28 protein-coding genes are annotated in these 26544 nt (G+C 71.8%); 14 read left to right on the top strand and 14 right to left on the bottom strand.

The genetic code is table 11. The features are described 5' to 3' along the window. Nucleotides 1–36 precede the first annotated feature (36 nt). Entirely contained in the window at nt 37–2097 is a 2061-nt protein-coding gene (locus K7G60_RS09515; protein ID WP_225800370.1) for a hypothetical protein, read from the top strand. A 4-nt stretch (nt 2098–2101) separates the two neighbouring features. Continuing rightward, a complete protein-coding gene (locus K7G60_RS09510; protein WP_225800369.1) occupies nt 2102–3643 on the top strand; it encodes a hypothetical protein in 1542 nt (513 codons plus the stop codon). A 19-nt stretch (nt 3644–3662) separates the two neighbouring features. On the opposite strand, the gene K7G60_RS09505 is transcribed toward K7G60_RS09510, so the two are convergent. The 8 genes from K7G60_RS09505 to hemL form a co-directional block, all read right to left on the bottom strand. Next, nucleotides 3663–4193, bottom strand: coding sequence for an SRPBCC domain-containing protein (locus K7G60_RS09505; RefSeq protein ID WP_225800368.1), 531 nt, complete (start codon nt 4191–4193; stop codon nt 3663–3665). A gap of 37 nt (nt 4194–4230) precedes the next feature. Next, nucleotides 4231–5310, bottom strand: coding sequence for a c-type cytochrome biogenesis protein CcsB (ccsB, locus tag K7G60_RS09500; RefSeq protein ID WP_225800367.1), 1080 nt, complete (start codon nt 5308–5310; stop codon nt 4231–4233). After that, on the bottom strand, nt 5307–6986 hold the full coding sequence (locus K7G60_RS09495; protein ID WP_225800366.1) for a cytochrome c biogenesis protein ResB: 1680 nt from the start codon (nt 6984–6986) through the stop codon (nt 5307–5309). The genes ccsB and K7G60_RS09495 overlap by 4 nt, the downstream gene beginning before the upstream one ends. Nucleotides 6987–6991: 5 nt before the next feature. Further along, nucleotides 6992–7729 (bottom strand): cytochrome c biogenesis CcdA family protein, encoded by a 738-nt coding sequence (locus K7G60_RS09490; protein ID WP_225800365.1) that lies wholly within the window; start codon nt 7727–7729, stop codon nt 6992–6994. Nucleotides 7730–7733: 4 nt separating this feature from the next. After that, nucleotides 7734–8351 carry a TlpA disulfide reductase family protein gene (locus K7G60_RS09485; RefSeq protein ID WP_225800364.1) on the bottom strand — a complete coding sequence of 206 codons (618 nt, stop codon included), beginning with the start codon at nt 8349–8351 and terminating at the stop codon, nt 7734–7736. A gap of 77 nt (nt 8352–8428) precedes the next feature. After that, nucleotides 8429–9709, bottom strand: a complete 1281-nt coding sequence (locus K7G60_RS09480) for a hypothetical protein (protein ID WP_225800452.1) — start codon at nt 9707–9709, stop codon at nt 8429–8431. Between the two features lie 301 nt (nt 9710–10010). Next, entirely contained in the window at nt 10011–10703 is a 693-nt protein-coding gene (locus K7G60_RS09475) for a histidine phosphatase family protein (protein WP_225800363.1), read from the bottom strand. Next, on the bottom strand, nt 10700–12046 hold the full coding sequence (hemL, locus tag K7G60_RS09470) for a glutamate-1-semialdehyde 2,1-aminomutase (protein ID WP_225800451.1): 1347 nt from the start codon (nt 12044–12046) through the stop codon (nt 10700–10702). The genes K7G60_RS09475 and hemL overlap by 4 nt, the downstream gene beginning before the upstream one ends. Before the next feature lie 231 nt (nt 12047–12277). On the opposite strand from hemL, the gene K7G60_RS09465 reads away from it, so the two are divergent. Then, a complete protein-coding gene (locus K7G60_RS09465; protein ID WP_190160733.1) occupies nt 12278–12880 on the top strand; it encodes a hypothetical protein in 603 nt (200 codons plus the stop codon). Nucleotides 12881–13041: 161 nt separating this feature from the next. Then, entirely contained in the window at nt 13042–13446 is a 405-nt protein-coding gene (locus tag K7G60_RS09460) for a MerR family transcriptional regulator (RefSeq protein ID WP_225800450.1), read from the top strand. Nucleotides 13447–13467: 21 nt separating this feature from the next. On the opposite strand, the gene K7G60_RS09455 is transcribed toward K7G60_RS09460, so the two are convergent. Next, on the bottom strand, nt 13468–14346 hold the full coding sequence (locus K7G60_RS09455; protein ID WP_225800362.1) for an ABC transporter substrate-binding protein: 879 nt from the start codon (nt 14344–14346) through the stop codon (nt 13468–13470). A 263-nt stretch (nt 14347–14609) separates the two neighbouring features. Here K7G60_RS09455 and K7G60_RS09450 point away from each other — a divergent pair, with 263 nt between their 5' ends. From K7G60_RS09450 to K7G60_RS09440, 3 genes are read left to right on the top strand one after another with little or no spacing between them, the layout of a single operon-like run. Then, nucleotides 14610–14858, top strand: coding sequence for a hypothetical protein (locus K7G60_RS09450; RefSeq protein WP_225800361.1), 249 nt, complete (start codon nt 14610–14612; stop codon nt 14856–14858). Between the two features lie 20 nt (nt 14859–14878). Next, nucleotides 14879–15796, top strand: coding sequence for a helix-turn-helix domain-containing protein (locus K7G60_RS09445; protein ID WP_225800360.1), 918 nt, complete (start codon nt 14879–14881; stop codon nt 15794–15796). A gap of 14 nt (nt 15797–15810) precedes the next feature. Continuing rightward, the gene (locus K7G60_RS09440; protein WP_225800359.1) at nt 15811–16398 is read left to right on the top strand and encodes a GNAT family N-acetyltransferase; all 588 of its coding nucleotides are present in this window, start codon (nt 15811–15813) and stop codon (nt 16396–16398) included. Here the strand turns inward: K7G60_RS09440 and K7G60_RS09435 are convergent. Then, nucleotides 16326–16772, bottom strand: a complete 447-nt coding sequence (locus K7G60_RS09435; RefSeq protein ID WP_225800358.1) for a GNAT family N-acetyltransferase — start codon at nt 16770–16772, stop codon at nt 16326–16328. The genes K7G60_RS09440 and K7G60_RS09435 overlap by 73 nt on opposite strands. A gap of 111 nt (nt 16773–16883) precedes the next feature. Here K7G60_RS09435 and K7G60_RS09430 point away from each other — a divergent pair, with 111 nt between their 5' ends. Together K7G60_RS09430 and K7G60_RS09425 are read left to right on the top strand one after the other, a co-directional pair. Beyond that, a complete protein-coding gene (locus K7G60_RS09430; protein ID WP_225800357.1) occupies nt 16884–17735 on the top strand; it encodes an NAD(P)H-binding protein in 852 nt (283 codons plus the stop codon). A gap of 212 nt (nt 17736–17947) precedes the next feature. After that, on the top strand, nt 17948–18685 hold the full coding sequence (locus K7G60_RS09425; RefSeq protein WP_225800356.1) for a Mut7-C ubiquitin/RNAse domain-containing protein: 738 nt from the start codon (nt 17948–17950) through the stop codon (nt 18683–18685). A 23-nt stretch (nt 18686–18708) separates the two neighbouring features. Here the strand turns inward: K7G60_RS09425 and K7G60_RS09420 are convergent, their stop codons facing one another. Together K7G60_RS09420 and K7G60_RS09415 are read right to left on the bottom strand one after the other, a co-directional pair. Next, a complete protein-coding gene (locus K7G60_RS09420; protein ID WP_225800355.1) occupies nt 18709–19194 on the bottom strand; it encodes a MarR family winged helix-turn-helix transcriptional regulator in 486 nt (161 codons plus the stop codon). 68 nt (nt 19195–19262) lie between these two features. Further along, nucleotides 19263–19823: a TetR/AcrR family transcriptional regulator gene (locus tag K7G60_RS09415; RefSeq protein WP_225800354.1), complete on the bottom strand. Its 561-nt coding sequence runs from the start codon at nt 19821–19823 to the stop codon at nt 19263–19265. Between the two features lie 114 nt (nt 19824–19937). Between K7G60_RS09415 and K7G60_RS09410 the strand changes: the two genes are divergently transcribed. Further along, on the top strand, nt 19938–21353 hold the full coding sequence (locus K7G60_RS09410) for an FAD-dependent oxidoreductase (RefSeq protein ID WP_225800353.1): 1416 nt from the start codon (nt 19938–19940) through the stop codon (nt 21351–21353). A 14-nt stretch (nt 21354–21367) separates the two neighbouring features. Here the strand turns inward: K7G60_RS09410 and K7G60_RS09405 are convergent, their stop codons facing one another. After that, a complete protein-coding gene (locus K7G60_RS09405) occupies nt 21368–21685 on the bottom strand; it encodes a hypothetical protein (protein ID WP_225800352.1) in 318 nt (105 codons plus the stop codon). 240 nt (nt 21686–21925) lie between these two features. On the opposite strand from K7G60_RS09405, the gene K7G60_RS09400 reads away from it, so the two are divergent. The 3 genes from K7G60_RS09400 to K7G60_RS09390 all read left to right on the top strand — a co-directional run bounded on the left by K7G60_RS09400 (nt 21926) and on the right by K7G60_RS09390 (nt 24102). After that, nucleotides 21926–22261, top strand: a complete 336-nt coding sequence (locus K7G60_RS09400; RefSeq protein ID WP_225800351.1) for a YnfA family protein — start codon at nt 21926–21928, stop codon at nt 22259–22261. 65 nt (nt 22262–22326) lie between these two features. Further along, nucleotides 22327–23091: an SDR family NAD(P)-dependent oxidoreductase gene (locus K7G60_RS09395; protein ID WP_225800350.1), complete on the top strand. Its 765-nt coding sequence runs from the start codon at nt 22327–22329 to the stop codon at nt 23089–23091. A 141-nt stretch (nt 23092–23232) separates the two neighbouring features. Then, nucleotides 23233–24102, top strand: coding sequence for a hypothetical protein (locus tag K7G60_RS09390; RefSeq protein ID WP_225800349.1), 870 nt, complete (start codon nt 23233–23235; stop codon nt 24100–24102). 56 nt (nt 24103–24158) lie between these two features. Here the strand turns inward: K7G60_RS09390 and K7G60_RS09385 are convergent, their stop codons facing one another. Then, nucleotides 24159–25352, bottom strand: a complete 1194-nt coding sequence (locus K7G60_RS09385) for an RtcB family protein (protein ID WP_225800348.1) — start codon at nt 25350–25352, stop codon at nt 24159–24161. Nucleotides 25353–25526: 174 nt separating this feature from the next. Between K7G60_RS09385 and K7G60_RS09380 the strand changes: the two genes are divergently transcribed. Continuing rightward, nucleotides 25527–26465, top strand: coding sequence for a DUF3558 domain-containing protein (locus tag K7G60_RS09380; RefSeq protein WP_225800347.1), 939 nt, complete (start codon nt 25527–25529; stop codon nt 26463–26465). The last annotated feature ends 79 nt before the right edge of the window (nt 26466–26544 follow it).

The raw sequence follows: 26544 nt of genomic DNA, 5'->3' as shown, positions 1-26544 counted from the left end.
TATCCTTGAGTTGACTGTGACGGGGGTGGCAGGGGCGTGGACAGGGAGCTGTACGGCCGTGAGGCGGCCTTGGACGAGGGCGGGCTCGTCGCCCGGCTCGTCGGGCTCACCCGGCAGGGGGCCGCGCGCGTCGCGTACGAGCACGGGGACGACCCGCCGGTGACGGTCTTCACCGGCGGGCGCGGCATGGGGAAGACCGCCCTGCTCAAGGAGGTCCGCAACCGCTACAAGGGCCACACGCCGCTCGCCCTCCTCGACTGCGCCCACATCGAACCGCCCGCCGACCACGGCCCCGGCTGGACCCCGGTCACCGGAGCCCTCTCCGAGCTGGCCGTGCAGCTGTCGCCGAAGGTGCTGGGCGCCCGGCCCGTGCGCTTCCCCCGGCTCTCGCTCGGCCTGGTCGCGGTCGCCTCGCTCGCCTGGTCCCAGGAGGACGACGAGCGGGCCCGGCGCGACCTCCAGCGGCTCGGGCCGCTCCTCGCTACCGTCGACGCGACCCGGGGCGCCGCCGCCAACTGGGTCGGCAAGGTCCTCGCCAAGCTCGCCGCCAACTTCGCGGACGCCGCCGCCCCGCTCGCCGGGCTGCTCGCCGAGGCGACCGTGGAGACCGTCCTGGAGGAGGTGTTCGGCCGTCTCCAGCGCACCTCCGAGGGCTGGTACGGCGCTTACCGCAACGCCGGCGGGCGCGCCAAGGCCGGGCTCCAGCAGCTCGCGGTCGACTTCGAGCAGGGCGGCCGGCGCCGCGGCGAGGCCGAGGCCTTCCTCGTCGGCGCCCTCACCGAGGACCTGCGCCACGCCTACACCGGGCTCCAGCGCGGCGCCCGCATCGGCAGGCCCCTGCTCCTCCTCGACAACGCCCACGAGCCGCTCGGCCGACAGCTCGTCGAGCCGGTCCTGCGCGCCCGCGCCGAGGGCCGCCGCGACCGGGTCGTCGTCCTCGCCACCTCCCGGGTCCGCGACCACGAGGGCCTGCGGCAGGCCACCCGCACCCGGCTGCCGGAGACCGCGCACCGGGCGCCCTGCCCGCGCGGGGCGAGCATCGGCTCGGGCATCCTCGCCGTCGAGCTGACGCCGCTCTCCCCCGCCCAGACCCGGTCCGCCTTCGACCACCACGACCCGGCGGGCCGCACCCCCGCCGAACTCGCCCGCGCCGTCCACCGGCTGACCGGCGGCCGGCCGCTCGGCGTGGCCCTCCTCGGCCGGGCCGCCGGCGAGGCCCCCGCAGAGCTGCGGGCCGGCCTCACCCCGGGCCGGCTGCTCGACCTGACGGTGGAGCTGCGCGAGGACGCCCCGCCGGTGCCCGTCGCCCCCGCGCTCCTCGCCGAACTCCTGCCGGTGCGCAGACCGGGGCCGTACGCCGTCCTCGCCGCGACCCACGACGAGGAGTCCGCCCGGATGCTCGCCCATGCCCGGCTCCAGGCGGAGTCCCTGGACGGGGACGTGGCGCTGCGGGTCCGCGACCAGTTACGCGCCGAGGACTGGGGCGAGGGCCCCGGACACTTCGTCGCCGACCCGCTGCTGCGCGCCCTGCTCCTGTACCGGCTGCGCTTCGAGGACGACGACCATCCGCGGTACGCCGCCTGGCACGCCGTCCACGAGACGCTGTACCGGCACTACGGCCCGGGCCCCGGCCCGTACCGCCTCCACCACGCCCTCGCCCTCGGCCGCCCCGAGGAGGCCGTCACGCACCTGCGGGAGACCTTCCCCGAGCGGGACGTCCTCGGCTGGCTCGGCCGGCTCCGGTTCATCGCCGCCGCCCCGTACCCGCGCGAGCGGAACCGGCCGGGTCCCGACCCGCGCCGGGCGGTCGCCCTCGGGCAGGAGCCGCCCGGCGCCCTCCCCGCCGGCCTCGACCCCGACACCACCGAACTCCACCTGTCCGTGCGGCGGCTGCTGCACGCCGTGTGGCTGCTCACCGATCCGCTCGCACTGCCCGACGACGAGGTCGCCGACCGGCTCGCGCACGAGCTGCGCCGGCTGTCCGGCCGCCATCTGACGGGCAGCGGTTCGCTCTGGGACGCGGCGAGCCACTGGCCGCGCGACATCCGTGCCTGGCGGGAGCCGTCGCTGCCGCCGGGCCGTGAGAACGGAGTCTGACGCCATGCCCGATCGACTGGTCCTCCGGCTGCGCCGGCGCGTCCGCACCCCCCGCCAGAAGCTCGTCGCCTCACTGGTCTCCGCCGCCGTCGTCCTCGGTCTCGGCGGCTACGGCATCTCACGGCTGACCACCCCGGAGGACCGTTCCTGCGCCGCCGGCGTGGCCCGTCCCGTCGGCAGCGACGAGTGCGTCGGCGTCAACGGCGACGGCCACGCCTTCGGCGTGCCGGAGCTCGCCGAGGTCGCCGGGGCCATCGGACGCGAGAACGCCACGCTGAAGGCCGGCGAGTACGCGACCGTCGCCGTGCTCCTGCCGCTGACCTCCACCGACGGCGGCATGCGGGAGAAGGTCCTGCGCGAGATCCAGGGCGCGTACGCCTACCAGTACCGGGCCAACCACGAGTCCAACAGCGAGACCCCGAAGATCCGCCTGGTCCTCGCCAACACCGGCAAGGGCAACGCCCACTGGCGCGAGACCGTCGACCGGCTCGTCGCCATGACGGAGGCCCCCGACCGGCTGCGGGCCGTCTCCGGCGTCGCCACCTCCTCCACCGAGGTGCGGGAGTCGGTGGCCGCCCTCACCGCCGCCGGGATCGCCGTCGTCGGCACCACCATCACCGCCGACGACATCGCCAACGGCCCCGGCCACAACCGCTACCCGGGGCTCGCCCGCGTCTCCCCCACCAACACCGACGAGGCCAAGGCCCTCTCGCACTTCGGCCGGGTGGACGCCGCCAAGGCCTTCCTCGTCCAGGACACCCGGACCGGCGACCACTACACCGACACCCTCAAGGCCGCCTTCACCGCCAACCTCAGGGGCGCCCCGCACGAACCGGCGCTCTTCACCTCGCCCGCCGACCCCACCGAGGAGGGCACCACCGCCAACACCTTCCGCCAGATCACCCATCTGATCTGCGACACCCGCGCCGAGACCGTCTTCTTCGCGGGCCGCCACACCCAGCTCCGGCAGTTCATCAACGCCCTCGGCTCACGCGGCTGCACCGACCGCGCCTTCACCGTCCTCACCGGCGACGAGGGCTCCTACCTGGGCGCGGACAAGAAGCTCGACCGCAAGGCGCTGAAGGCGAAGCTGACCGTGCGGTACGCCTCGCTCGCCCATCCGGACGCCTGGAAGCCGGCACCGGGGCGGCAGACTCCGGTGACGGGCGGTTCGGTGGTGGCGTACTCGACGTTCCTGACGGACATCGCCCGCGCCGCGAAGGGGCCGGTGGCGCTCACGGACGGCCAGGCGATCATCGCGTACGACGCCATGGCGACGGCGGTCCACGCGATCCGCCAGGCCACCCCGCAGGGTGCGGCGTACCCGGCGAAGGAGGACGTGGGGACGCAGTGGCCGCAGGTCAAGGGCTCCCTGCGGGTGGAGGGCGCGAGCGGCTGGATCTGCCTGGACAACTACGGCAACCCGTACAACAAGGCGGTCCCGATCGTGGAACTGGCCCAGGACGGCACCCAGCGCTACGTCCAGACGGCCTGGCCGGAGGGCCGGCCACCGACGGAGACGTGCCTGCCGCCGAAGAAGGGGTGAGCGCCCGGGCTCCCCGCCCCTACGGCACCCACTTGGGCCAGGGAGCCTCGTCGCGCTCGTACAGCTCCCGCAGATGCCTCCAGCGGTCCGGCGTCCAGTCCCGCCAGTCCGTGGGGTGGCCGTCCAGCGCGGCCACGAGCCGCTCGAAGTGGTCGTGCCACCCCGCCAGACAGTCCAGCCGGTACTCCCGCGACCCCCGCACCTCGTTGGTGAAACGCAGCACGGTCGACCCGCCGCCGTCGGGCCCCGGCTCCAGGTGGAACCGGATCCGGCCGTGCGGAGGACCGACCGTGTACTCGGCCACGACGTCGGGGTCCCAGGCGGTCACCCGCCCCGAGACCTCGGTGTCGCTGTTGAGCCAGCGGAGGGTGACCCGCCCGCCGAGCCGCGGCTCCAGCGGATCCGCCTCGCAGAGCCAGGCCGGCAGGCCCTCGGGCGAGGCGACGGCCGCCCAGACCGCCGGCATCGGCTGCGGGAGGTTCACGACGAAGTGCAGCAGATGCCGGTCGCCGTCGTGGGTCTCGCTCCTGCCCCGGGAGATCTCGCTCATACCTCCAGCGTCACCCCGGGACAGGTCCCGTGCCAGCTCAGACGCCTGCGTAGGAGTGCTTGCTGCTCACGAAGATGTTGACGCCGTAGTAGTTGAAGAGGAAGCAGCCGAAGGCGATGAGCGCGATGTACGCGGCCTTCCGCCCCTTCCAGCCGGCCGTCGCGCGCGCGTGCAGGTACGCCGCGTAACCGACCCAGGTGATGAAGGACCAGACCTCCTTGGCGTCCCAGCCCCAGTAGCGGCCCCACGCGTCACCGGCCCAGATCGCACCGGCGATGATCGTGAAGGTCCAGAGCGGGAAGATCGCCGCGTTGACCCGGTACGCGAACTTGTCGAGGGTCGCGGCGGCCGGCAGCCGCTCCAGCACGGAGCGGGCGAAGGCGCCGGGCTTGCCGCCGCCGGCGAGCTTGTTCTCGTACGAGTCGCGGAACAGGTACAGCAGGGTGGCGACGGCACCCAGGTAGAGCACAGCGCCGCAGAAGATCGCGGTGGAGACGTGGATCCACAGCCAGTACGAGTCGAGCGCGGGCACCAGCTGGTCGCTCTCGGTGTACAGCATGGTGGTCGCCACGCCCAGGTCGAGCAGGACCGTCGTGACCAGCGGCAGGCCGATCCAGCGCACGTTCTTCCCGGCCACGAGGAAGGCCAGGTAGACGCCGACCGCCACCGTGGAGAAGGTGGTGGAGAACTCGTACATGTTGCCCCAGGGGGCGCGCTGCACGGAGACCGCGCGGGCGATCACCCCGGCCGCCTCGATCGCGAAGGCGAGGACGGTGAGGGAGACGGCGATCCGGCCGTACAGGTCGCCCTTGACGGTGCCGCCGGCCGCTCCCGGGCCGTCGGGCACGTCACGGGTGCCGGCGGTGGAGCGCGTCACGATCTTCGGCTTGTCGAGGACCGCCGTGCCTCCCCCGGCCTGCTTGACCTTGACGGTCACCGCCGGGGTCGCCGCCTGCTCGGTCAGCGCGGCGGCGGTGCGGCCGACCTTGCTGCGGCTGCCGAACACCCATTCGGCGATGTGGGCCAGGAAGGCCAGGGTGTAGACGGCCATCGAGGAGTAGACGAGCGTGTTGCTCATCTGCGCCAGGCCCTCGTTGGTCGTGGCGGCGAGGATCACTTCTCGGCCCCTTCTTCTGCTGCTGCTTCGGCAGGTTCCGGCGCCTGGGGCGCCTGTGCGGTGAGCATGACCGCGAGCTCGGCCAGCTCTTCGGGGAGCTTGGCGGACTCGCTGCGGCCGAGTCCGGCCATCTCGACGACGGTCACGCCGTCCTCACCGCGCGCGGCCCGGACCCAGACCCGGCGGCGCTGGATGAAGAGCGATCCGGTCAGGCCGGCGATCGCGGCGATCGCGCCCGTGAGGGCGAGCCCGTTGCCGGGCTGCTGGGAGATCTGGAAGCTCGCCCACTCCTTGATGTCCTTCTCGAAGGTGATCGAGCCGGCGCCGTCGGGCAGCGTCATGGTCTCGCCCGGCAGAAGGCGGTTGGCCTTGCCGGTGCCGCCCGTGACGGCGAACTGCTTCATCTTGGAGGAATCGAGCTGGTACACGTTCTGCGGCAGACCGGAGTTCACGCGCAGGTCGCCGTGGAAGCCGGTGAGCGCCATGACGGGGAAGTCGAGTGCGGGGAACTGCGAGAACATCGTGCCCTTGCCGGCGCCCGCGAACGTCGGCACGAAGAAGGCCTGGAAACCCAGCTGCTCCTTCTTGCCGTTCTTGTCGCGGTAGCCGTCCATGACCTTGATCGCGCCGGTCGACGTGATGTTGTTGTCGATCGGCAGCAGCGGCACGGCGCCGTGGAAGACGGTCTTGCCGCGGCCGTCCTTGACGGTGACGACGGGCGCGTACCCGTGGGCGATCAGATAGACCTTGGAGTCGCCCACCTTCAGCGGCTCGTTGACCTTGATGACCGCCTTCTTGTCGGCACCGCCCTGCGAGTAGCTGACGGCCGCCTCGAAGGTGCGCGGGGTGCCGCGCTGGGGGCCGTTCTTCTCGTACGTGCCGTTGAAGGAGTTCAGGGTGAAGCTGAACGGCTCCAGCTCGTCGACGCCGAACTGGGAACCGGACTTGAAGTCGTCGTACTGGGTGAGCGTGTTGGAGAAGCCGTCGCCCTCGACGATCAGCTTGCCGCCCTCGGACTTGAAGAGCTGGCCCCAGGCGAAGGCGACGAGCATCACGATCAGGGCGACGTGGAAGGCCAGGTTCCCGACCTCACGGAGGTAGCCCTTCTCGGCGGCGACGGCGTTCCCCGCCGTGTGCGCGCGGAAGCGGCGCCCCTTGAGGACGGCGAGCGCGGCCTCACGGACCTGCTCGGGCTCGGCCTCGGTGCGCCAGGTGGTGTAGGCGGGGAGCCGGTCGAGGCGCCGGGGGGCGCCCGGCGGGCGGCTGCGGAGCTGGCCGACGAACTGCCAGCTGCGCGGCACGATGCAGCCGATGAGGGAGACGAACAGCAGGATGTAGATCGCGGAGAACCACACGGAGCTGTAGACGTCGAAGAACTGCAGCTTCTCGTAGAGCGGGGTGAGGGTCTCGTGGGCGTTCTTGAACGCCTGCACCTTCAGCTCGTCCGCGCTGGTCTGCGGGATGAGGGAGCCGGGGACGGCGCCCAGGGAGAGCATGAACAGCAGGATCAGCGCGACCCGCATGGAGGTCAGCTGCCGCCAGAACCAGCGGATCCAGCCGACGACCCCGAGGGTGGGGCCGCCGATGGCGGTGTCCTCCTGGGGGGCCGTCGACAGCTGGGCGCCGGCCGCCTCGTCGGCGGTACGCCCGGTCTCCGTCGTATCGGTCTTGCTCATGGAATTCAGATCCCCACCGTGAAACCGCTGGACCAGCCCTGCATCGTGGCCACCATGCTGTCCCACGCGCCCGTCAGGAGCAGGACACCGGTGACGATCATCATTCCGCCGCCGATCCGCATGACCCACACATAGTGCTTCTTGACCCAGCCGAACGCGCCGAGCGCCTTGCGGAAGGCGATGGCGGCGAGCACGAACGGCACGCCGAGGCCGAGGCAGTACGCGAAGGCGAGTACCGCCCCGCGGCCGGCGCTGGCCTGCTCCAGGGCGAGGGCGTTGACCGAGGCGAGCGTCGGGCCGATGCACGGGGTCCAGCCGATGCCGAAGAGCGCCCCGAGGAGCGGGGCGCCGATCAGCCCGGCGACGGGCTTCTTGTGGAAGCGGAACTCCCGCTGGGTGAACCAGGGCATCAGGCCGAGGAAGAACACGCCCATGAGGATCATGAGCACGCCGAGGACCGTGGTGAGCGTCTCGCGGTACTCCTGGAGCGTCGATCCGAAGTAGCCGAAGAGCGCGCCGCCGGAGACGAACACGGCGGTGAAGCCGAGGACGAAGAGGACGGCACCGGCGGTCATCCGGCCGCGGCGGCTCTCGGCGAGGTCGGTACCGGTGACGCCGGTCACGTACGAGAGGTAGCCGGGGACGAGCGGGAGCACGCACGGCGAGAAGAAGGAGACGAGCCCGCCGAGGACCGCGAGGGGCAGGGCGAGCAGCAGGGCTCCGCTGGTGACCGTCTCGTTCACGGGCTCACTTCTCCTTGAGGAGGGGCTCGATCATCGACCGGAGCTTCTTCTCGTCGAGCGCCATGAGGGAACGGGCGGCGATCTTGCCCTCCTTGTCGAGGACGACGGTGGAGGGGATGCCCTGGAGGCTGAGGGTGCCCTTGGGGAAGCCGAAGAGGATGAGCTTGCCCTGCGGGTCGTAGAGGCTGGGGTAGGGGATCCCGTAGTCCTCTTCGAACGCGATCGCGGGCTGCTTGTTGGGGTCGCGGGTGTTGAGGCCGACGAACTCGACGCCCTGGCCCTTGAGCTCCTTGGCGACCTTCGCGAAGTGGGGGGCCTCGGCGCGGCAGGGGCTGCACCAGGAGCCCCAGGCGTTGAGGACGACGACCTTGCCCTTGAGGTCGGCGACGTCGAGCCGCTTGCCGTCGAGGGTCTCGCCCGCGAGCTTTCCGGTGGCCGCGCGCTCGCCCTTGGCGGCGGTGGAGATGCCGCCCGTGTTGGTCACGAAGTTGGTGTTGCCACCGCCGCCGGACTTGCCGTTGTCGTCGCCGCCGCAGCCCGAGAGCGCGAGGGCGGCGGCGGACAGCATTCCGACGGCGATCAGGGTGCGCCGGGTGCTTCGGGGGGCACGGCTAAGGCTCATGTGAAAAGTTTCGCATGGGCGTTTGGGGGATCTTGGGCACCCCCCTACGTGCCCGTAAAGCCCCTTGTCAAGATCGCCTAAGCGGTGGGGGTGGAGGAAGGGGTCGCGGGGGTGGGCCTGAGGAAGGCGTTCCAGCCGCCCGCGGGCCTCTGTCCGACTTCCAGCGAGCGCAGTTTCTCCAGGATCTTCGGGTCCTGGACGTCGAGCCAGTCCACGAACTGCTTGAAGGAGACGAGCCGCACGTCCTTCTTTCCGGCCATTCCCTTGAGCGCCTCTTCGACGGCGTCCATGTAGATGCCGCCGTTCCACTGCTCGAAGTGGTTGCCGATGAAGAAGGGCGCGCGATTCGACTCGTACGCGCGCGTGAAGCCGGAAAGGTACGCCTCGGCCGCCTGCTTGCGCCAGCCCGGATAGCGCGAGGGCATGCCCTTGGTCGTGTTCTTCGACTGGTTGGCGAGCATGTTGTAGTCCATGGACAGGACCTCGAAGGAGTGCCCGGGGAAGGGCACGGCCTGGAGGGGGAGGTCCCAGATCCCCTGGCGCTTCGTCGGCCACATCTGCCGGCCGCCGGGCGAGCTGGCGTCGTAGCGCCAGCCCAGGCGCTTGGCGGTGGGGAGCAGGTTGTCCTGGCCGAGGAGGCAGGGGGTGCGGCCGCCGACGAGCTCCTTGGAGTAGTCGAAGGGCAGCGGGTCGAGGTCGGTCCAGCCGCTGTTGGTCTTCCACTCGGTGACGAACTTCATCGCCTGGTCGATCTCGCTCTGCCACTGGGCCGGGGTCCAGTTGCCGACGGAGCCGGAGCCGCCGCAGAAGTGCCCGTTGAAGTGGGTGCCGATCTCGTGGCCTTCGAGCCAGGCCTGCCGGACGTACTTCAGGGTCTCCTTGATGTGATCGTCGGTGAGGTAGCCGATGTCGGAGGCGCCGACGCGGTTGTTCGGCGGGCGGTAGAGGTCCTTCTTCGACTCGGGGAGGAGGTAGATCCCGGAGAGGAAGAAGGTCATGGCCGCGTCGTTGTTCTTCGCGAGTTCGAGGAAGCGCGGGAAGAGGCCGTTGCCGACCTCGCCGGCGCCGTCCCAGGAGAAGATCACGAACTGGGGCGGGGTCTGGCCGGGTTCGAGCGGGACCGGGGCGTCGGGCTGGTGCGGCTGCTTGCCGGTGTCGGCGGTGGAACCGTCGCCGATGAGCCGGGCGTCGTCCTTGGTCGGGGTGGGCGTGCCCGGGTCCGCCGAGACGTCACCCCCCTTGCCGGGGCCGGAACGTCCCGGCTTGTCCTGATTTCCGGTACTGCACGCGGCGAGCCCCATCGCCGCAGCGGCGCCAACGCCCGCTCCGAGCAGCCCCCTTCGACTGATCCCGCTGATCCCGCGCATGACATCCCCATTCGCGCTGACGTGTGACCTGAACGTCATCCAAACCGACAATGAGTGAGATGCCGGGAGGAACACGGAGGTTCCGGAAAATCGCACAAAAATTTCAGGGCGGACGGATGACATGAACATCATCCGACCGCCCTGAACTGTGGCCCCTCGGTACCGCGCTGTCCAGTGGGACCGCACCGCGTCTCACGGGGCTGCGCCCCTGGAGTACGCGGGCCATGCCCTCGGGGCGCGCGGGGCTGCGACCTCGGGCGCGCGGGACTGCGCATCCTCGGTGCGCGCGGGGCTACGCCCCGAAGGCCTTCGACTTCCCCTTGACCGGCTTCGCGCCCGCGAGGAGGTGCGCCGGGACGAGGTCCCGGGCCGGCTCGCTGTACCCGACCGAGACGATCTTGTCGCCGCGGTACGTGAACGAGGTCAGCGAGGCCAGCGTGCACTGCCGACGGCGCGGGTCGTGCCAGAGCCGCCGCTTCTCCACGAAGCTGCGGACGATCCAGATCGGCAGCTGGTGGCTGACGCAGACCGCCTCGTGCCCCCGGGCCGCGTCCTTCGCCGCGTCGAGCGCGCCCATCATGCGCACGACCTGCTCGACGTACGGCTCGCCCCAGGACGGCTGGAACGGGTTGGTGAGGTGCTTCCAGTTGCCGGGCTTGCGCAGGGCCCCGTCACCGACGCCGAAGGTCTTGCCCTCGAAGACGTTCTCCGCCTCGATCAGCCGCTCGTCACTGGCCAGGTCCAGACCGTGCGACTTGGCGATCGGCATCGCCGTCTCCTGCGCCCGCTCCAGCGGGGAGGCGACGACGTACGCGATGTCCCGGCCGGCCAGGTGCTCGGCCACCCGGTCCGCCATCTGCCGGCCCAGCTCGGAGAGGTGGTAGCCGGCGCGGCGGCCGTACAGCACGCCGTCGGGGTTGTGGACCTCGCCGTGGCGCATCAGGTGGACGACGGTGATGTCCTGGTCACGGGTGTTCTCGCTCATGCCGTGGCCTCCGCGGCGGCACGGGCCGCGGCCGGGAGCGCGGCGGCGATCCGCTCGATCGCCCGCTCGTCGTGCGCGGTCGACACGAACCAGGACTCGAACGCGGACGGCGGCAGGTATACGCCGTCGGCCAGCATCGAGTGGAAGAAGGCGTTGAAGCGGAACGCCTCCTGCTTCTTCGCGTCGTCGTAGTTCCGCACCTCGTCGGCGGTGAAGAACACCGAGAACATGTTGGACGCGGTCTGCAGCCGGTGCGCCACGCCCTCCTTCGCCAGCGCGCCCGTGACCAGGCCCTGGATCTCCTCCGAGACCGCGTTCACCTTGTCGTACGCGGCCCCGTCGAGCAGCCGCAGCTGCGCGAGCCCGGCGGCGGTCGCGACCGGGTTCCCGGAGAGGGTGCCCGCCTGGTAGACCGGGCCGGCCGGCGCCAGGTGCCCCATGACGTCCGCGCGGCCACCGAACGCGGCCGCCGGGAAGCCGCCGCCCATGACCTTGCCGAAGGTCATCAGGTCGGGCTTCACGCCGTCGACGCCGTACCAGCCGGCCCGCGAGGTGCGGAAACCGGTCATGACCTCGTCGGAGATGTACAGCGCGCCGTTCTCCCGGCACAGGTCCGCGAGCCCCTGGTTGAAGCCCGGCAGCGGCGGCACGACGCCCATGTTGCCGGGCGAGGCCTCCGTGATCACACAGGCGATCTCGCCCGGGTGCGCGGCGAACGCCTGCCGCACGGCCTCCAGGTCGTTGTACGGCAGCACGATCGTGTCGCCGGCCTGGGCGCCGGTCACGCCGGGCGTGTCCGGCAGGGCGAAGGTGGCCAGACCGGAACCGGCCGCGGCCAGCAGCGCGTCCACGTGGCCGTGGTAGCAGCCCGCGAACTTCACGACCTTGGCACGCCCGGTGAACCCGCGGGCCAGCCGGATCGCGGACATCGTGGCCTCCGTGCCGGAGGAGACCAGCCGCACCTGCTCGACCGGCTCGATCCGCGCGACGATCTCCTCGCCGAGCGCGACTTCGCCCTCGCCGGGCGTACCGAAGGAGGTGCCGCGGGCCACGGCGGCCTGCACGGCGGCCGTCACCTCGGGGTGCGCGTGGCCGAGAATCATCGGTCCCCACGAGCAGACCAGGTCGACGTACTCACGACCGTCCGCGTCGGTGAGGTACGGACCGGAACCGGACACCATGAACCGGGGCGTTCCGCCCACGGCCCGGAAGGCACGCACCGGTGAGTTCACGCCGCCGGGCGTCACGAGGGAAGCGCGGTCGAAAAGCGTCTGTGAGACTGGGGCTTCGTATGAATACGGCACTGTGATCCTGACCTGCGAGAACGACTTCGGGCACGACATCGGGAACGGAGGGACGGCGGTGAGCATCCTGTCTGTTACGCCGAGGCGCTCCCCGTCCGCGTCTGCGAAACTGGGGCGTCATAGGGATGACTCACGGAATCCATGGTGTCAGAGGCCACGGCGTTCTTGCGGACAGGTGTTTCACCGTACGAACGCGGGGGAGGTCACTGACACGATGATCGGGTTGCGCGGCGGGGTCGTGTTGCCGAGAAAAAGCAGTCGGGTGGAGATATGCATCGCGGTGGCGGACCGGGCGAGGGGACGGACGACCTGGGTCCGGAGTCTGCCCGGCGGGGAAGGCACCGGCGCAGGCGAACCGAGGAGCCGACCGCTTCGGAGCACCGGCCGAAGCCGGAGCCCGTGGCGGACTCGGCCCCTACGACCGGGGGCCGGAGCTTGGGGGTGACGTACAAGTACTTCGGCGCGCCCAACAGCGCCACCGCGGCACAGGTCCCGATCTCGATGCGCCCCGAGGAGCTCGGCGGGGACGAGCTCGGCATGGGCGGCATGTTCACCAAGATCAAGCCCGAGACGATAGCGGCCATGGTCCTGACCGGCATCCAGGGCATGCCCCTGCACAAGGTGCCGCCGCTGGAGCTGGTGGTGCTGCACCCGGACTACGCGGTGGTGAAGCTGCCGATGACCGTGGTCGACCCGCTGCGCGGGATCGGCGAGGAGTCGGTCGGCGCCGCCGCCTTCATCTGGTCGACGGTTCCGGACCGAGGGGGCCCGCGCGACGCCTTCGACGTCTACCGGCTCCTCCACGAGTGGCAGGACTTCTCGGTCCGCCTCCACGAGGCGGGACACCAGCCGTACTGCCTGGTCTGGCCGTGAGCCGACCGGCACGCAGGCGTTTCGCCGCACTTCCACCCCTCATAGGTGCTGAAATTAGGACGAATCCTATGGAATGCGCGGAAGTCGCGCCCTGAGGGGAGCCCGTACGTCCTGGCGACTCCCCGTACGAGGAAGGAGCCAGACGCGTGAGCGCAGTACGCATGACCGGCCGGCCCATGCAGATCGGCGAGGTCGCCGCACGGACCGAACTGTCGCTGCGGACCATCAGGCAGTACGAGGACAGCGGCCTGGTCGCCCCGTCCGCGTCCTCGCCGGGCGGCTTCCCCCTCTACACGGACGCGGACGTGTCCCGGCTGATGGTGGTCCGCCGGATGGGCCCGCTCGGATTCACCCTCGACGAGACCCGCGAGCTCCTCGGCGCCGTGGACCGGCTGTCCGCCGACCGACCGGGCACGGACGGCGAACTCGAACCGGACGAGCGGGCCGCCCTGGTGGCCCGCGTCCGCCGCTACGAGGAGGCCGCCGCGGAGCGCGTCGCCGAACTGCGGGCCCAGCTCGCCCGCGCCGAGGAGTTCGCCGCCTCCCTCCGCGCCCGTCTCGTGTAGGACCGGCCAGGGCTGGTGCGCCTATGCGGCCAGGGCCTCGGCGAGGTCGCGGAAGAAGCGGGCGTACGCGGCGGGGCTGGGCGGGGTCTCGGGGTTCCAGGGGGTGCGGCGGACCCCGGAGGGGAGCTCGTACGGCGGGGTCGCGTGCTCCCGGTCGTCGAAGAGGACCAGGTCGGGACGGAGTTCGGCGACTCCGTCCCAGTCACCGGTGAGCCAGTTGGCGCCGGGCCCGGGACCGGGGTCGAGCAGCCGGACGCCCAGCCCGGCGAGGTGCGCCAGCTCGGGCCAGGCCTGCGGCCGGGCGAGGTGCACCTGCTCGGGCCCCGCCCCGGAGAGCGCGAGCACGGCGGCCCCGGACCTGGCGGCGACGTCCCGGAGGACGGCTTCGGCGGCGACGAGCTCGGCGGCGGACTCGTAAGCGGAGCCGGAAGCGGAAGCGGAGCCGGAAGCGGAAGCGGGTCGCGGGGGCTCGGCGGTGAGGCTCGCGGCCAGCGCGGCGAAGCGGTCGAGGATCGCCGGCAGGGCGAGTTCGCCGCTGACGGAGAGCGCGACGAGGGGGACCCCGAGCCGCTCGGCGACCGCCTCGTCGAGCGCGTACGGGCTCTTGCCGTCGTAGGTCACGTCGACGATCACGTCCGGCCGCAGCTCGCCCAGCGCCTCCTCGTCCAGGGCCCGGCCCGGTCCGAGGTACGGCACCCCGGCCGCCCGGAGGCCGCCGGCCTTGGCCGGATCGAGCGCCTCGCCGTCGTGCCCGGAGCCGTACACGGCGACCGGCGTCACCCCCAGGTCGAGCAGCGCCGCACCGGCCCGCACGTACGCGACGAGGCGCAGCGGCACGCGGGCCGCCCCCAGCTCCGTACCCCTGTCGTCCGTGAATCCCCATCCCTCTGTCCCGGACATGCGGCTGCTCCCTCCCCGGCCGGAATCTCCCTCGTCCGTCACCTTGGAGGGGTTCCCCGGCCCGCACAAGAGGGCCTGCCGCCCACCGCCGACGGGCCGGACCGGGACTTCGGTCCCGGTCCCCCCTGCCGAAAGTCCCCCAGGGTGGTGTTAACTGAACGAGTCGGGAGGAAGCAGTAGGAATCACCAGCGCCGTCGTGCACGCGCGCGCCACCTGCCGGGGCGCACCGCATACGGGCGGCCCTCACGCCCTGGAGTGAGCCATGTCCTTGCCCGGCCCGTTCTCGGACCCCCGTGTGATCACGCTCTTCGGTCTGCTCGCCGTCTCGACGGTGGCGTGGCTGACGCTGAACCTGCGGGCCAGGGCCCGCGCCCGCCGCGAGCTTGCCGGCCTCCCCCTGGAGCGGGTCTGGCACCCACAGGAGTCGGTGCCCCTGACGCCCGAGGAGGAGCAGGCCTTCGGCCAGGTCGTCTCCCGTCTCACCCCGGGCCCGGCGGGCCGCCTGCTCTGACCGGCCCTAGCATGCGGGGCATGTCCGCCTCCGCTCCCCGCCCCCGCCGGGACACCCGGGGCATCGTCGACCCCGCCGAACTGCTCTCCCGGGTCCGCTTCCGCCGCCACGTACCGGCGCCGGAACTGCGGCCGTATCTGGAGCACTACTGGCTGATCGACTGGGAGCTGCCGGAGCCGTACGCGAGCCGTCTGGTCCCGCATCCGTCGGTGAACGTCGTCTTCCAGCGGTACGGGCCGCCGGGTGCCCCGGCGACGACGGCGAGCGCGTCGGCCGAGGTGGCGGGGGTGGGCCTGGGCCTGTTCACGCAGAGGCTGGCGGGGACGGGCCGGGTCTGCGGGGTGCAGTTCCGCCCGGGCGGCTTCCGGCCCTTCGCGCCCGCGTGGCCGGTGTCGGCCTGGACGGGCCGGCGGGTGCCGCTGGAGGACGTGTTCCCTGACGAGGACGCGGGCGAGGACGGATACGGAAGCGGGAAGGGGAACGGGACCAGGAACGGGAACGGGATCGCAAGCACCGACCCCCTGACCGCCGTACTGTCCCCCGACGACGACCACGCGCGCGTGGCGGCGCTCGACGCCTTCCTCCTGGCCCGTGGACCGGAGCCCGATCCGGCCGCCGGGCAGGCCATGGAGCTGGTGGACCTGATCCGCTCGGACCGCACGGTCCGCAGGGTCTCCCGGCTGGCCGCCGCGAGCGGCCTGTCGGCGCGCTCGCTCCAGCGCCTCTTCGCCGACCACGTCGGCGTCGGCCCGAAGTGGGTGATCCTGCGCTACCGGTTCCACGAGGCCCTGGAGCGGGCCGAGTCGGCGGGGGCGGCGGACTGGTCCGCGCTCGCCGCCGAGTTGGGCTACAGCGATCAGGCCCATCTCGTACGGGACTTCACGGCGACGATCGGGGTGCCGCCCACCGCGTACGCCCGTGCGGTGTCAGTGCCCTGACCTACCGTGCGGGCATGGATCACGAGACCTCGTCCGTACGCCTGGAAGCCTGGTCCGAGGAGGACGGCGACCTGCTGCGCGCCCTGAACGCACCGGAGTTGACGGACCACCTCGGCGGCCCGGAGACCGAGGAGCAGCTCGTCCGGAGGCACCGGCGGTACGTGAGGCTGAGTGCCGACGACACGGGGGCGGGGCGCATGTTCCGGATCGTGCTGCTGCCGGAGGGGGCCGTGGTGGGCAGCATCGGCTTCTGGGCGCGGACCTGGGACGGCGAGCCCGTGTACGAGACGGGCTGGGCGGTGCTGCCGGGCTTCCAGGGCCGGGGCCTGGCGACGGCCGCCACGCGCGCGGTGGTCGCCGAGGCCCGGGCCGCGGGGCTGCGCCGCCATCTGCACGCGTTCCCGTCCGCGGACAACACCGCGTCGAACGCGGTGTGCCGCAAGGCGGGGTTCGAACTGCTCGGCGAGCGGGACTTCGAGTACCCGCCGGGGAACCCGATGCGCTGCAACGACTGGCGGTTCGACCTCGGTCAGCCGGCGTCGGGGGCGGTGAGCGGCCGGGTGAAGTGGAAGGCCACGATGTCGAAGCGCTCACGCAGGTAGAAGCGGTGGGCGCCGGTGCGGTGGGTGCCGGAGTCGAGGTTGAGCTCGTGGCACCCGGCCGCGCGGGCGTGGTCCTCCAGGTGGGCGACGAGCGCGTGTCCGACGCCGGTGGAGCGGTCGGCGGCGGCGGTCACCAGGTCGTCGACGTAGAGCTTGCGCAGGGAACTGGTGTTGTTGACGATCCGCCAGCCGGCCGCGCCGACGCAGCGGCCGGCGTCCGTGTAGGCGGCGGTGAACCGCAGCCCCTCGGGGTGGCCGGCCTCGTAGACCTCGCGGAAGAGTTCTGGGGTGAGGTGGGGGCGGAGTTCACGGAGGACCGGCAGGAGGTCGCTCTCCAGCCGGGGGTCGCCGGGGGCCAGGTCGATGATCTTCATGGCGGGGACGGTACCCCAGGTTTTCTCAGGGTTGACGGGCAAGGTGCGATCACGGATATTTATCTGTGCAACACAGAGAATGCATCGCGCAGAGAAGCTCGGAGGCCCCTCATGACCGTTCTCGTCACCGGAAGCCGCGGCCGCGTCGCCGCCACCCTGCTCGGCCTGCTGGACGCCGCGGGCGTCAGGACCAGGGCCGGATCCAAGAACCCCGCGGACCTCTCCCCACCCCCGGGCGTCGACACCGTGCGCTGCGACCTCGCCGATCCGGCCACCTTCGACGCCGCCCTGGAAGGCGTCGACTCCGTCTTCCTGTACGCCGAGGCCGCGCACGCCGGCACCTTCGCCGACCGGGCCCGCGCCGCCGGCGTCGAGCACGTCGTCCTGCTCTCCTCCAGCTCCGTCCTCGCGCCGGACGCCGCCGAGAACGCCGTCGCGGCCTCGCACCTCGCGGCCGAGCGCGCCCTGTCGGCCGCCGCGGAGTCCGGCGCCTTCGAGGTCACCCACCTCCAGCCGGGCGCCTTCGCCACCAACGCCCTGCAGTGGGCAGGGGCGCTCAAGGGCGGCCAGGGTCCGGCGCTGCCGTACCCGCACGCGTACGGCGACCCGATCCATGAGCGGGACGTCGCCGAGGCCGCCTTCGCGGTGCTCACCGATCCCCGGCTGCGCGGCTCCTCATACCTGCTGACCGGCCCCGAATCACTGGACTTCACCGATCAGCTGGCGATCCTGGCGGAGGTGACGGGCCGCCCGGCGCGGTACAGGACGGTCACTCCCGAGGAGTGGAAGAGCTCGGTGGCGGCCTTCGTCCCGGAGCCGTTCGCGGACGCCCTGCTCTCCTACTGGGCCTCCCACGACGGCCGCCCGACCCCCCTGACCAGAACGGTCGAAGACCTGACGGGCCACCCCGCCCGCACCTTCACCACCTGGGCCACGGACCACGCGGATGCCTTCCGCCCTTGACCCGCGTTGTGAGCGGTCGTTCCGCCGGGGCGGAACGACCGCCCACGACGGAACGGCGCCCATAGCCGCGCCCAGGCTCCCGCGCCTGAGCCCGCACCCCCTCGCGCGCCGCCCTGGAGGTGCGGGCCCCGACCCAGGGGGCCGAGGCCCTCGGCCCGGCAAGGGCCGAATTCCCTGGCCGCCACCCGAGCCCCGATGCCATCCTGGTCCCCGTGAACGGACCGCAGATCCAGATCAGCTTCGCCCCCGCCCTCCACCTCTTCGTCCCGGCAGACCGCCGCTCGGGCCGCACCCCGCTGACCACCGACGGCACCTCGTCGCTCGGCCACGTCGTGGAGTCCCTGGGCGTGCCGCTCACCGAGGCCGGCCGGCTGCTGGTGGACGGGCGGCCCGTCGACGCCTCGCACGTCCCCGGCACGGGCGAGACCGTCGAGGTGGAGGACGTGGCCCGCCCGCAGCCGGTGCCGGGCGCACCGCTCCGGTTCCTGCTGGACGTGCACCTCGGCACGCTCGCCCGGCGCCTGCGACTGCTCGGCGTGGACGCGGCGTACGAGAGCGAGGACATCGGCGACCCCGCCCTCGCCGCTCTCTCCGCGCGCGAGCGGCGCGTGATGCTCTCGCGGGACCGCGGCCTGCTGCGCCGCCGCGAACTGTGGGCGGGCGCCTACGTCTACAGCGACCGGCCTGACGACCAACTCCGTGACGTACTGGAGCGGTTCGCCCCTCCGCTGGCGCCCTGGACCCGCTGCACGGCGTGCAACGGGGAGCTGAGCGACGCCGACAAGGACACGGTCCGCGAGCGCCTGGAGCAGGGCACCGAGAAGACGTACGACGTGTTCGCGCAGTGCGTGGAGTGCGGCAGGGTCTACTGGCGCGGCGCGCACCACGCGCGCCTGGAGGCGATCGTCTCCGACGCGGTGAGGGAGTTCGGCGGGGCGGCAGCCCACTAGAAGGCACTTGCCGGAAGGCCCCGTCAGCCGAGGTCGCCCCCGCGCAGCCGCTCGATCTGCGCGGCACTGACCTCGACGGTGCGTCGCATGTGGGCGATGAGCAGCGCGACCTCGGCGTCGCTGTAGACGTCGAACATCGTGCCCCAGGTGCCGTTGAGCTTCCGCCAGAGGGCGCCGAGCTCCGCCATCCGCTCGGGGACGAGCGCCACCAGGACCCGGCGCCGGTCCTCGGTGTCGCGCCGGCGGCTCACGTAGCCGGAGCGCTCCAGCCGGTCGACGAGCCGGGTGGCGGAGCCGGTGGTGAGCCCGGTGAGTTCGGCGATGCGTCCGGTGGTGACCGGTCCTTCCTCCAGGCTGAGCAGGTTCAGGCACTGCACGTCGGTCGGGTGGAGCCCCAGGTGGTCGGCTACGGCCTGGTTGAACAGGGCGTAGGCGGCCATGTAGCGGCGGGCTTCCCCGTACAGCTCGGTCATGAGCGCCTCGCGCCGGACGGAACTCTTCTGCGTCATGCAGATATTGTACGGACCGGGCATCCCGGAGTCACGAACCGGGCCGGCCGGAGCGAGGCCCGGCCCCCTCAAGGCGACTCGGCGGTGAGGTACCGCTGCACGGTGGGCGCCAGCCACGCCACGATCTCCTCGGCGGACATCTCGACGGCCGGCGACAGACGCAGCACGTACCGGGCGAGGGCCATGCCGAGGATCTGGGAAGCGACGAGCGCCGCCCGGCGCGGGGCGTCCGCCGGATCGGGGCAGACGCCCCTGGCGACCGGGCCGAGCTGCTGGGCGAAGATCGCCCGCATGCGCGCGGCCCCGGCCTCGTTGGTGACCCCCACCCGCAGCATCGCGGTGAGGACCTCGTCGCTCTCCCAGCGCTCCAGGAAGTGGGCGACCAGGACGGCGCCGACGTGCCGCTCGGGCAGGGCGCCCAGCTCGGGGAGGCCGATGTCGACCTCGGAGGCGGCGGCGAACAGCCCCTCCTTGTTGCCGTAGTAGCGCATCACCATCGACGGGTCGATCCCGGCGTCACGGGCGATGGCACGGATGGTGGCGCGCTCGTACCCGTCGGAGGCGAACCGCTCGCGGGCGGCCTCCAGGATGGCGGCCCGGGTGGCGTCGGAGCGGCGGACGGTCGTCATGCCAACAACTGTAGGCCAACAGGTGTTGACACGCCATTCGGGCCGCCCTAATGTTGCCAACAAGCGTTGACCAACAGTTGTTGGCAAACGATCGTGGGCACCCTGGAGGCAGCCATGAGCACCACGGACACGGACGTACTGGTCATCGGCGCGGGCCCCACCGGGCTCCTGCTCGCCGGAGACCTCGCCGCCGCCGGCATCGACGTCACCCTCGTCGAGCGCCGCCCGCGCGGCCTCGGCAACATGACCCGCGCCTTCGGCGTCCACGCCCGCACCCTGGAGCAGCTCGACGCCCGCGGCCTCGCGGACGAACTCCTCGCCACCGGCACCACCCTGGCCACCGCACGGCTCTTCGGCCGCCTCGACCTGGACCTGACCCGGCTGCCCACCCGCTTCAACCACCTGCTCGTCACCCCGCAGTACGAGGTCGAGCGCCTCCTGGAGCGCCGGGCGGCCGCCGCGGGCGTCACCTTCCGGTACGGGACGGAGCTGCGCGGCCTGCACCAGGACGCCGACGGCGTCACCGCTGAACTCACCGACCCCGACGGCACCCCGCTCGCCCTCCGCGCCCGCTACCTGGTCGGCACGGACGGCGTCCGGAGCTCCGTGCGCACCGCCCTCGGCCTGCCCTTCCCCGGCCACTCCGTGATCCGCTCCATCGTCCTCGCCGACGTGCGCCTGACCGAGGAGCCCGCCGACTCGTTCACCGTCGTCGGCTCCGGAGACACCTTCGCCTTCCTCGCCCCCTTCGGCGACGGCTGGTACCGGGTCATGGGCTGGACCCGCTCCCGCCAGGTCGCCGACAGCGAGCCCGTCGACCTCGACGAGGTCCGCGAGATCGCCCGCAAGGCCTTCGGCACGGACCACGGCATGCACGACGCCCGCTGGATCTCCCGCTTCCACAGCGACGAGCGCCAGGCCCCCGCCTACCGCGTCGGCCGCGCCTTCCTCGCCGGAGACGCCGCCCACGTCCACTCCCCCGCCGGCGGCCAGGGCATGAACACCGGCCTCCAGGACGCCGCCAACCTCTCCTGGAAGCTCACCGCCGCACTCCGCGGCGAGGCTCCCGACCCCGAGGCCCTCCTCGACAGCTACCAGTCCGAGCGCCACCCCGTCGGCGCCATGGTGCTGCGCAGCAGCGGCGCCATCGTCCGCCTCGCGATGGCCCACACCCCGCTCACCCGCGCCGCCCGCTCCCTCGCCGCCCGCTTCCTGAACGCGGTCCCGCCCGCCTCGGCCCGCGCCATGGGCATGCTCAGCGGCATCGGCATCTCCTACGCCCCCGCACCGGACGCCGACCGCCCCTCGGGCCGCCGCGCACCCGACGCCCACCTCCGCGAAGGACGGCTCTACGAGCTGCTCCGACGGGGCGAGTTCGTCCTGATCGCCCCGGAGGGAGCGACCCCGGCACTGCCGGCGACCGCCCCCGTCACCCCCGAGCACCTCGTGCGGGCCACCTGGACGGACCCGGCGAAGAAGGCCGCGGTACTGGTCCGCCCGGACGGATACGTCCACTGGGCGACCCCCTGAACGCCGAGCCCGCCTCAGAAGACATAGGGATCCCCGGTGGCGAGCACCAGAACACGGTGCCGGTCGTTCCGGGGATTCCGGTCGGCCACCCCGTCCCGCCAGGCCGTGGTGATCTCGACCGTCATCTCGTCCGGGAGGGCCGCGGTCCGCAGGTCGAGCGCCAGCTCACCGGTACCGCCCGCGGCCCGCAGCTCACCCGTCCGGCAGGACACCACCCGGTCGCTGCTCCACAGACAGTCCGGAGGCAGCTCCTGGCCACCCGCCATCGGCTGGGAGAAGGCGAGGCGGACCGTCGCCTGGGAGACGTCCGAGGGCCCGTGGTTCTCACTCACCAGCCAGACCCCGACCCTCCCGCCCCAGAGGGAGACATGCCCGTGATGAGACAGATCCGCCTCGGCCCCGCCCACCGCCGGCACCACGGCACCGGCACCGGTACCCACACCCACCACCACGGTCGCGAGAGCGACCCCGAGCACACCTTTCCGCAATCCACGCATGGACCCAAAATAACCACAACTCATCACATATTCTGACAACCCATCAGCCCGCGTGTCCCATGACACGCTGCCCCCATGCCGATCACCCGCTCCATCGCCCTCTTCGCCCTCGCCGCCCTCTTCGAGATCGGCGGCGCCTGGCTCGTCTGGCAAGGCGTACGGGAACACCGCGGCTGGCTCTGGATCGGCGCGGGAGTCATCGCCCTCGGCACCTACGGCTTCGTCGCCACCCTCCAGCCCGACGCCGAGTTCGGCCGCGTCCTCGCCGCCTACGGCGGAGTGTTCGTCGCCGGCTCCCTCGCCTGGGGCATGACCGCCGACGGCTACCGCCCCGACCGCTGGGACGTCACCGGCGCCCTGATCTGCCTCGCCGGCATGGCCGTGATCATGTACGCCCCACGCGGCCGCTGAACCACGCCCCGACCTATCCTGACCAGGCGATCGACGTAATCGACCACCTGCGCGAGGAGCACGTCATGACCGGCCCCGGTACCCCCATCGCCGTCATCACCGGAGCAAGCAGCGGAATCGGCGCCGCCACCGCCCGACAGCTGGCCGCCGCCGGCTACCGAGTGGTCCTCACCGCCCGCCGCAAGGACCGCATCGAAGCCCTCGCCGCCGAGATCAACGAAGCCGGCCACCAGGCCACCGCCTATGCCCTCGACGTCACCGACCGCGCCGCCGTCGACGACTTCGCCACCGCCTTCCGCACCCTCGCCGTCCTCGTCAACAACGCCGGCGGCGCCCTCGGCGCCGACCCCGTCGCCACCGGCGACCCCGAGGACTGGCGCCGGATGTACGAGGTCAACGTCCTCGGCACCCTGAACATGACCCAGGCCCTGCTCCCCGCCCTCACCGCCAGCGGCGACGGCACGGTGGTCGTCCTCTCCTCCACCGCCGGCCACTCCACCTACGAGGGCGGCGCCGGCTACGTCGCCGCCAAGAACGGCGCCCGCGTCCTCGCCGAGACCCTCCGCCTGGAGATCGTCGGCACCCCGGTCCGCGTCATCGAGATCGCCCCCGGCATGGTCAAGACCGACGAGTTCGCCACCACCCGCTTCCGCGGCGACACCGACAAGGCGGCCAAGGTCTACGCGGGCGTCGCCGAACCCCTCACCGCCGACGACGTGGCCGACACCATCACCTGGGCCTGCACCCGCCCCCCGCACGTCAACATCGACCTCCTGGTGGTCCGCCCCCGCGCCCAGGCCTCCAACACCAAGGTCCACCGCGAACTCTGACACGTCCGGGTGAACCCCCTCGATCACCCACACGCCACCCGAAGACGCGCCCTAACGTCGAAACAACTCCATACAGAACGGCCCTCGACCGGGATTGCCGTCCCGGCCGAGGGCCTCACCATCAGGAAGGCAACACTTCCCATGGCTGAACAGGACCCTAGCGCGCCCGCACTGTTCGACATCAGTGCCCTCACACCCGCCGCGCCGTCCTTCATGGACCTGGAGAACCCCGAGTACGCCTACATGTTCGGCTTCCTGCAGGCCGACGGGCACCTGGCCCGCGGCGCGGGCCAGAAGGGCAAGCTGACCGCCGAGATCAACGCGCGGGACATCCACATCCTCCGCGAGTTCCAGCGCCTGACCCCGTACTACAGCTCCGTCACTGAGCGGGTCCGCACCACCAACTTCGCCGAGCAGCACCACTCGGCCACATGGACGCTGTGCGCACTCGAAGCCAGAACCATCATCAACGAGCTCGGAATCCCCTACGGCAAGAAGTCCAGGACCATTCGGCCGCCTCGCGTCGAGTTCTCCCGGCCCGACTACCTGCGCGGCGTCATCGACGCCGACGGGTCGCTCGGCTGGACTGCAGAGGGCATCCCGTTCCTCTCGTTCACGTCGGCCAGTACGGCCGTGGCCGCGTACCTGTGTCACTACACGAAGAAGATCACGGGCGCCGAGCGCATCGCCCGCCGCAACACCCGCGACCAGGTCTACGTCATCACGTACTGGAAGGAGCAGGCCCAGCAGCTTGCCGAGCACCTCTACTACCCCGGCTGCCTCGCCCTGGAGCACAAGAAGGCCAACGCAGCCGCGATCCAGGCCTGGGTGCGTCCGGCAGACATGAAGATCGCACCCCCGCGCCGACGCTGGACCGCAGCAGACGACCGCGAACTGCTGCGACTCGGCGACCCCGCCACCGCAGCCATCGCGCTCGACCGCACCGAGCAGAGCTGCTTCATGCGCCTATGGCGCCTCCGCACCGGCCAGGCACCCATGCCTGCCCAGTAGCCGGCACAAAGCAAGGACGGGGTGCCGTTGACGCGGCACCCCGTCCCATTTCGCTTTCAGCCCTTCACGCAGATGACCTGCTTCAGCTTGGCGACGACCTCCACCAGGTCCCGCTGCTGGTCGATCACCTTCTCGATCGGTTTGTAGGCACCCGGGATCTCGTCCACGACGCCGGAGTCCTTCCGGCACTCCACGCCCCGCGTCTGCTCCTCCAGGTCCCGCGTCGAGAAGCGCCGCTTCGCCGCGCTCCGGCTCATCTTCCGGCCGGCACCGTGCGAGGCGGAGTTGAAGGACGCCGCGTTCCCGAGGCCCTTCACGATGTACGAGCCCGTGCCCATCGAGCCCGGGATGATCCCGAACTCTCCGGAGCCCGCCCTGATCGCGCCCTTCCGCGTTACCAGCAGGTCCATGCCCTCGTACCGCTCCTCCGCCACGTAGTTGTGGTGGCAGGAGATCACCGGATCGAAGGTCACCCTGGCCTTGCGGAACTCCCGCCGGACGACCTCCTGGAAGAGCGCCATCATGATCGCGCGGTTGTACTTGGCGTACTCCTGCGCCCAGAAGAGGTCGTGCCGGTAGGCGGCCATCTGCGGGGTGTCCGCGACGAAGACCGCCAGGTCGCGGTCGACGAGACCCTGGTTGTGCGGAAGCTTCTGCGCCTGGCCGATGTGGTACTCGGCGAGCTCCTTGCCGATGTTCCTGGATCCCGAGTGCAGCATGAGCCACACCGAACCGGACGCATCGACACAAAGCTCCACAAAGTGATTCCCTTGGCCAAGGGTTCCCATTTGCGTAACCGCCCGCTCCCGCCGGAACTTCACCGCGTCAGCGACCCCGTCGAACCGCGACCAGAAGTCATCCCACCCCGCCGTCGGGAACTGGTACAGCCGCTTCGGGTCCACTGCCTCGCGGTGGAGGCCCCGGCCCACCGGGATGGCCTGCTCGATCTTCGAGCGGAGGCGGGACAGGTCGCCCGGCAGGTCGTTCGCCGTCAGGGAGGTCTTGACCGCCGACATCCCGCAGCCGATGTCCACACCGACCGCCGCCGGACAGACCGCACCCTGCATCGCGATCACGGACCCGACCGTCGCACCCTTGCCGTAGTGCACGTCCGGCATCACGGCGAGGCCCTTGATCCACGGCAGCGTCGCCACGTTCTGCAGCTGCTGCATGGCGCCGCCCTCGACCGAGGCGGGGTCGGCCCACATCCTGATCGGTACTTTCGCGCCCGGTACCTCTACGTACGACATACTTCCTCGATTCCCCCGAAAAGTCTGATAACGCAAAAACCGGAGCCAAAGCCCGTACAGGTGACAGGGGAGCGACATCAACGGCTGCGTGTGCGATAGACATTGTGTCCACCAGCCGGGTTCGCGCGGCAAACAGTTTTCGGGAAAGACTTCGGGTGAAGGGAGCCTGGGACCGTGCAGCGAAAGAGGTACGCACCCGGCCGCACCGGGTCCACGGCTCGCACCGCCGTCGTCCTCGCACTCGGCCTGGGCCTGGGGGCCGGCCTCACCGCGTGCTCCGCCGGCACCCCCGCGGACGACGTCGCCGTCGACGCCAAGGCCGGCCAGGCCGCCGCCCCCGTCGCGCCCCCCGGCCGCTACCGCACCCTCTTCGAGCCCTGCGGCGCCGTCCCGCAGGCCACCCTCAAGGTCCTGCTCCCGGGCGCGGCCGCGCTGCCCGACGCCGAGCGCGACAAGGCGTACCGGGGCGTCGCGGCCGTCACGTACGACACCGACCGGCGCGTCGGGTGCACGTGGAAGGCCGATACGGCGGACACCTCGCACTGGCTCTCCCTCGACGTCGAGCGGGTGGTGTCGTACGACGCGGCCGTCAGCGACGACGACCGGGCGCAGGAGGTGTACGTCCGCAAGCAGGTCGCGGCGGGCATCCCGGTGCCCACGGCGCCTCCCACTCCCACGGCGGCTCCGACGGTTCCGGCGACGGGTGCTCCTTCCGCCGCGGGGAAGCCGGCCGCGGGGTCGGCCGCTCTGGCGGGCAAGGCGCCGTCGGCGGGTGCCACTCCCGCCGGTGCGCCCACGGGCGCTCCGGCCGGCAGCCCCAGCGGTGTGCCCACGGGTTCCGCGTCCCCGGGTTCCGGTCCGGCCGCGACCGGTCTGGGGCCCCGGGTCCTGGAGGGTCTGGGGGACGTGGCGTATCTGGACGACGCCCTCAGCGCGGTCGGCGCGAACGGTCATCAGCGTGCTGTCAGCGTGGTCTTCCGCACATCGAACGTGATCGTGACGGTCTGGTACCGGGAGCAGACGACGGGTTCCCCGGAGGCCCCCGACAGCGCGGAACTGCAGGAAAAGGCCCGGTATCTGGCCCGGCAGCTCGCCGAGCGGCTTGAGGAGTAGCCGTTCGCATCCGCTCCGTGAGCGGGTGGCGACCACGTAACGTGTCGGCGTACCCGTGGCCGTGTCCATGGCCGTGTGC

Origin of the sequence: Streptomyces sp. NK15101 (assembly GCF_020400725.1) — a bacterium.
Classification (GTDB): Bacteria; Actinomycetota; Actinomycetes; order Streptomycetales; family Streptomycetaceae; genus Streptomyces.
Note: the sequence above shows the minus strand (reverse complement) of the source record. Positions and strands in the feature narration are given on the sequence as shown.

What these genes read in the sequence shown, in the direction of transcription:
- K7G60_RS09510 (WP_225800369.1), top strand. Translation starts at nt 2,102, where the DNA reads ATGCCCGATCGACTGGTCCTCCGGCTGCGCCGGCGCGTCCGCACCCCC.
- K7G60_RS09505 (WP_225800368.1), bottom strand. Translation starts at nt 4,193, where the DNA reads ATGAGCGAGATCTCCCGGGGCAGGAGCGAGACCCACGACGGCGACCGG.
- K7G60_RS09495 (WP_225800366.1), bottom strand. Translation starts at nt 6,986, where the DNA reads ATGAGCAAGACCGATACGACGGAGACCGGGCGTACCGCCGACGAGGCG.
- K7G60_RS09485 (WP_225800364.1), bottom strand. Translation starts at nt 8,351, where the DNA reads ATGAGCCTTAGCCGTGCCCCCCGAAGCACCCGGCGCACCCTGATCGCC.
- K7G60_RS09475 (WP_225800363.1), bottom strand. Translation starts at nt 10,703, where the DNA reads ATGAGCGAGAACACCCGTGACCAGGACATCACCGTCGTCCACCTGATG.
- hemL (WP_225800451.1), bottom strand. Translation starts at nt 12,046, where the DNA reads ATGTCGTGCCCGAAGTCGTTCTCGCAGGTCAGGATCACAGTGCCGTAT.
- K7G60_RS09465 (WP_190160733.1), top strand. Translation starts at nt 12,278, where the DNA reads ATGCATCGCGGTGGCGGACCGGGCGAGGGGACGGACGACCTGGGTCCG.
- K7G60_RS09460 (WP_225800450.1), top strand. Translation starts at nt 13,042, where the DNA reads ATGACCGGCCGGCCCATGCAGATCGGCGAGGTCGCCGCACGGACCGAA.
- K7G60_RS09455 (WP_225800362.1), bottom strand. Translation starts at nt 14,346, where the DNA reads ATGTCCGGGACAGAGGGATGGGGATTCACGGACGACAGGGGTACGGAG.
- K7G60_RS09450 (WP_225800361.1), top strand. Translation starts at nt 14,610, where the DNA reads ATGTCCTTGCCCGGCCCGTTCTCGGACCCCCGTGTGATCACGCTCTTC.
- K7G60_RS09445 (WP_225800360.1), top strand. Translation starts at nt 14,879, where the DNA reads ATGTCCGCCTCCGCTCCCCGCCCCCGCCGGGACACCCGGGGCATCGTC.
- K7G60_RS09440 (WP_225800359.1), top strand. Translation starts at nt 15,811, where the DNA reads ATGGATCACGAGACCTCGTCCGTACGCCTGGAAGCCTGGTCCGAGGAG.
- K7G60_RS09435 (WP_225800358.1), bottom strand. Translation starts at nt 16,772, where the DNA reads ATGAAGATCATCGACCTGGCCCCCGGCGACCCCCGGCTGGAGAGCGAC.
- K7G60_RS09430 (WP_225800357.1), top strand. Translation starts at nt 16,884, where the DNA reads ATGACCGTTCTCGTCACCGGAAGCCGCGGCCGCGTCGCCGCCACCCTG.
- K7G60_RS09420 (WP_225800355.1), bottom strand. Translation starts at nt 19,194, where the DNA reads ATGACGCAGAAGAGTTCCGTCCGGCGCGAGGCGCTCATGACCGAGCTG.
- K7G60_RS09415 (WP_225800354.1), bottom strand. Translation starts at nt 19,823, where the DNA reads ATGACGACCGTCCGCCGCTCCGACGCCACCCGGGCCGCCATCCTGGAG.
- K7G60_RS09410 (WP_225800353.1), top strand. Translation starts at nt 19,938, where the DNA reads ATGAGCACCACGGACACGGACGTACTGGTCATCGGCGCGGGCCCCACC.
- K7G60_RS09400 (WP_225800351.1), top strand. Translation starts at nt 21,926, where the DNA reads ATGCCGATCACCCGCTCCATCGCCCTCTTCGCCCTCGCCGCCCTCTTC.
- K7G60_RS09395 (WP_225800350.1), top strand. Translation starts at nt 22,327, where the DNA reads ATGACCGGCCCCGGTACCCCCATCGCCGTCATCACCGGAGCAAGCAGC.
- K7G60_RS09390 (WP_225800349.1), top strand. Translation starts at nt 23,233, where the DNA reads ATGGCTGAACAGGACCCTAGCGCGCCCGCACTGTTCGACATCAGTGCC.
- K7G60_RS09385 (WP_225800348.1), bottom strand. Translation starts at nt 25,352, where the DNA reads ATGTCGTACGTAGAGGTACCGGGCGCGAAAGTACCGATCAGGATGTGG.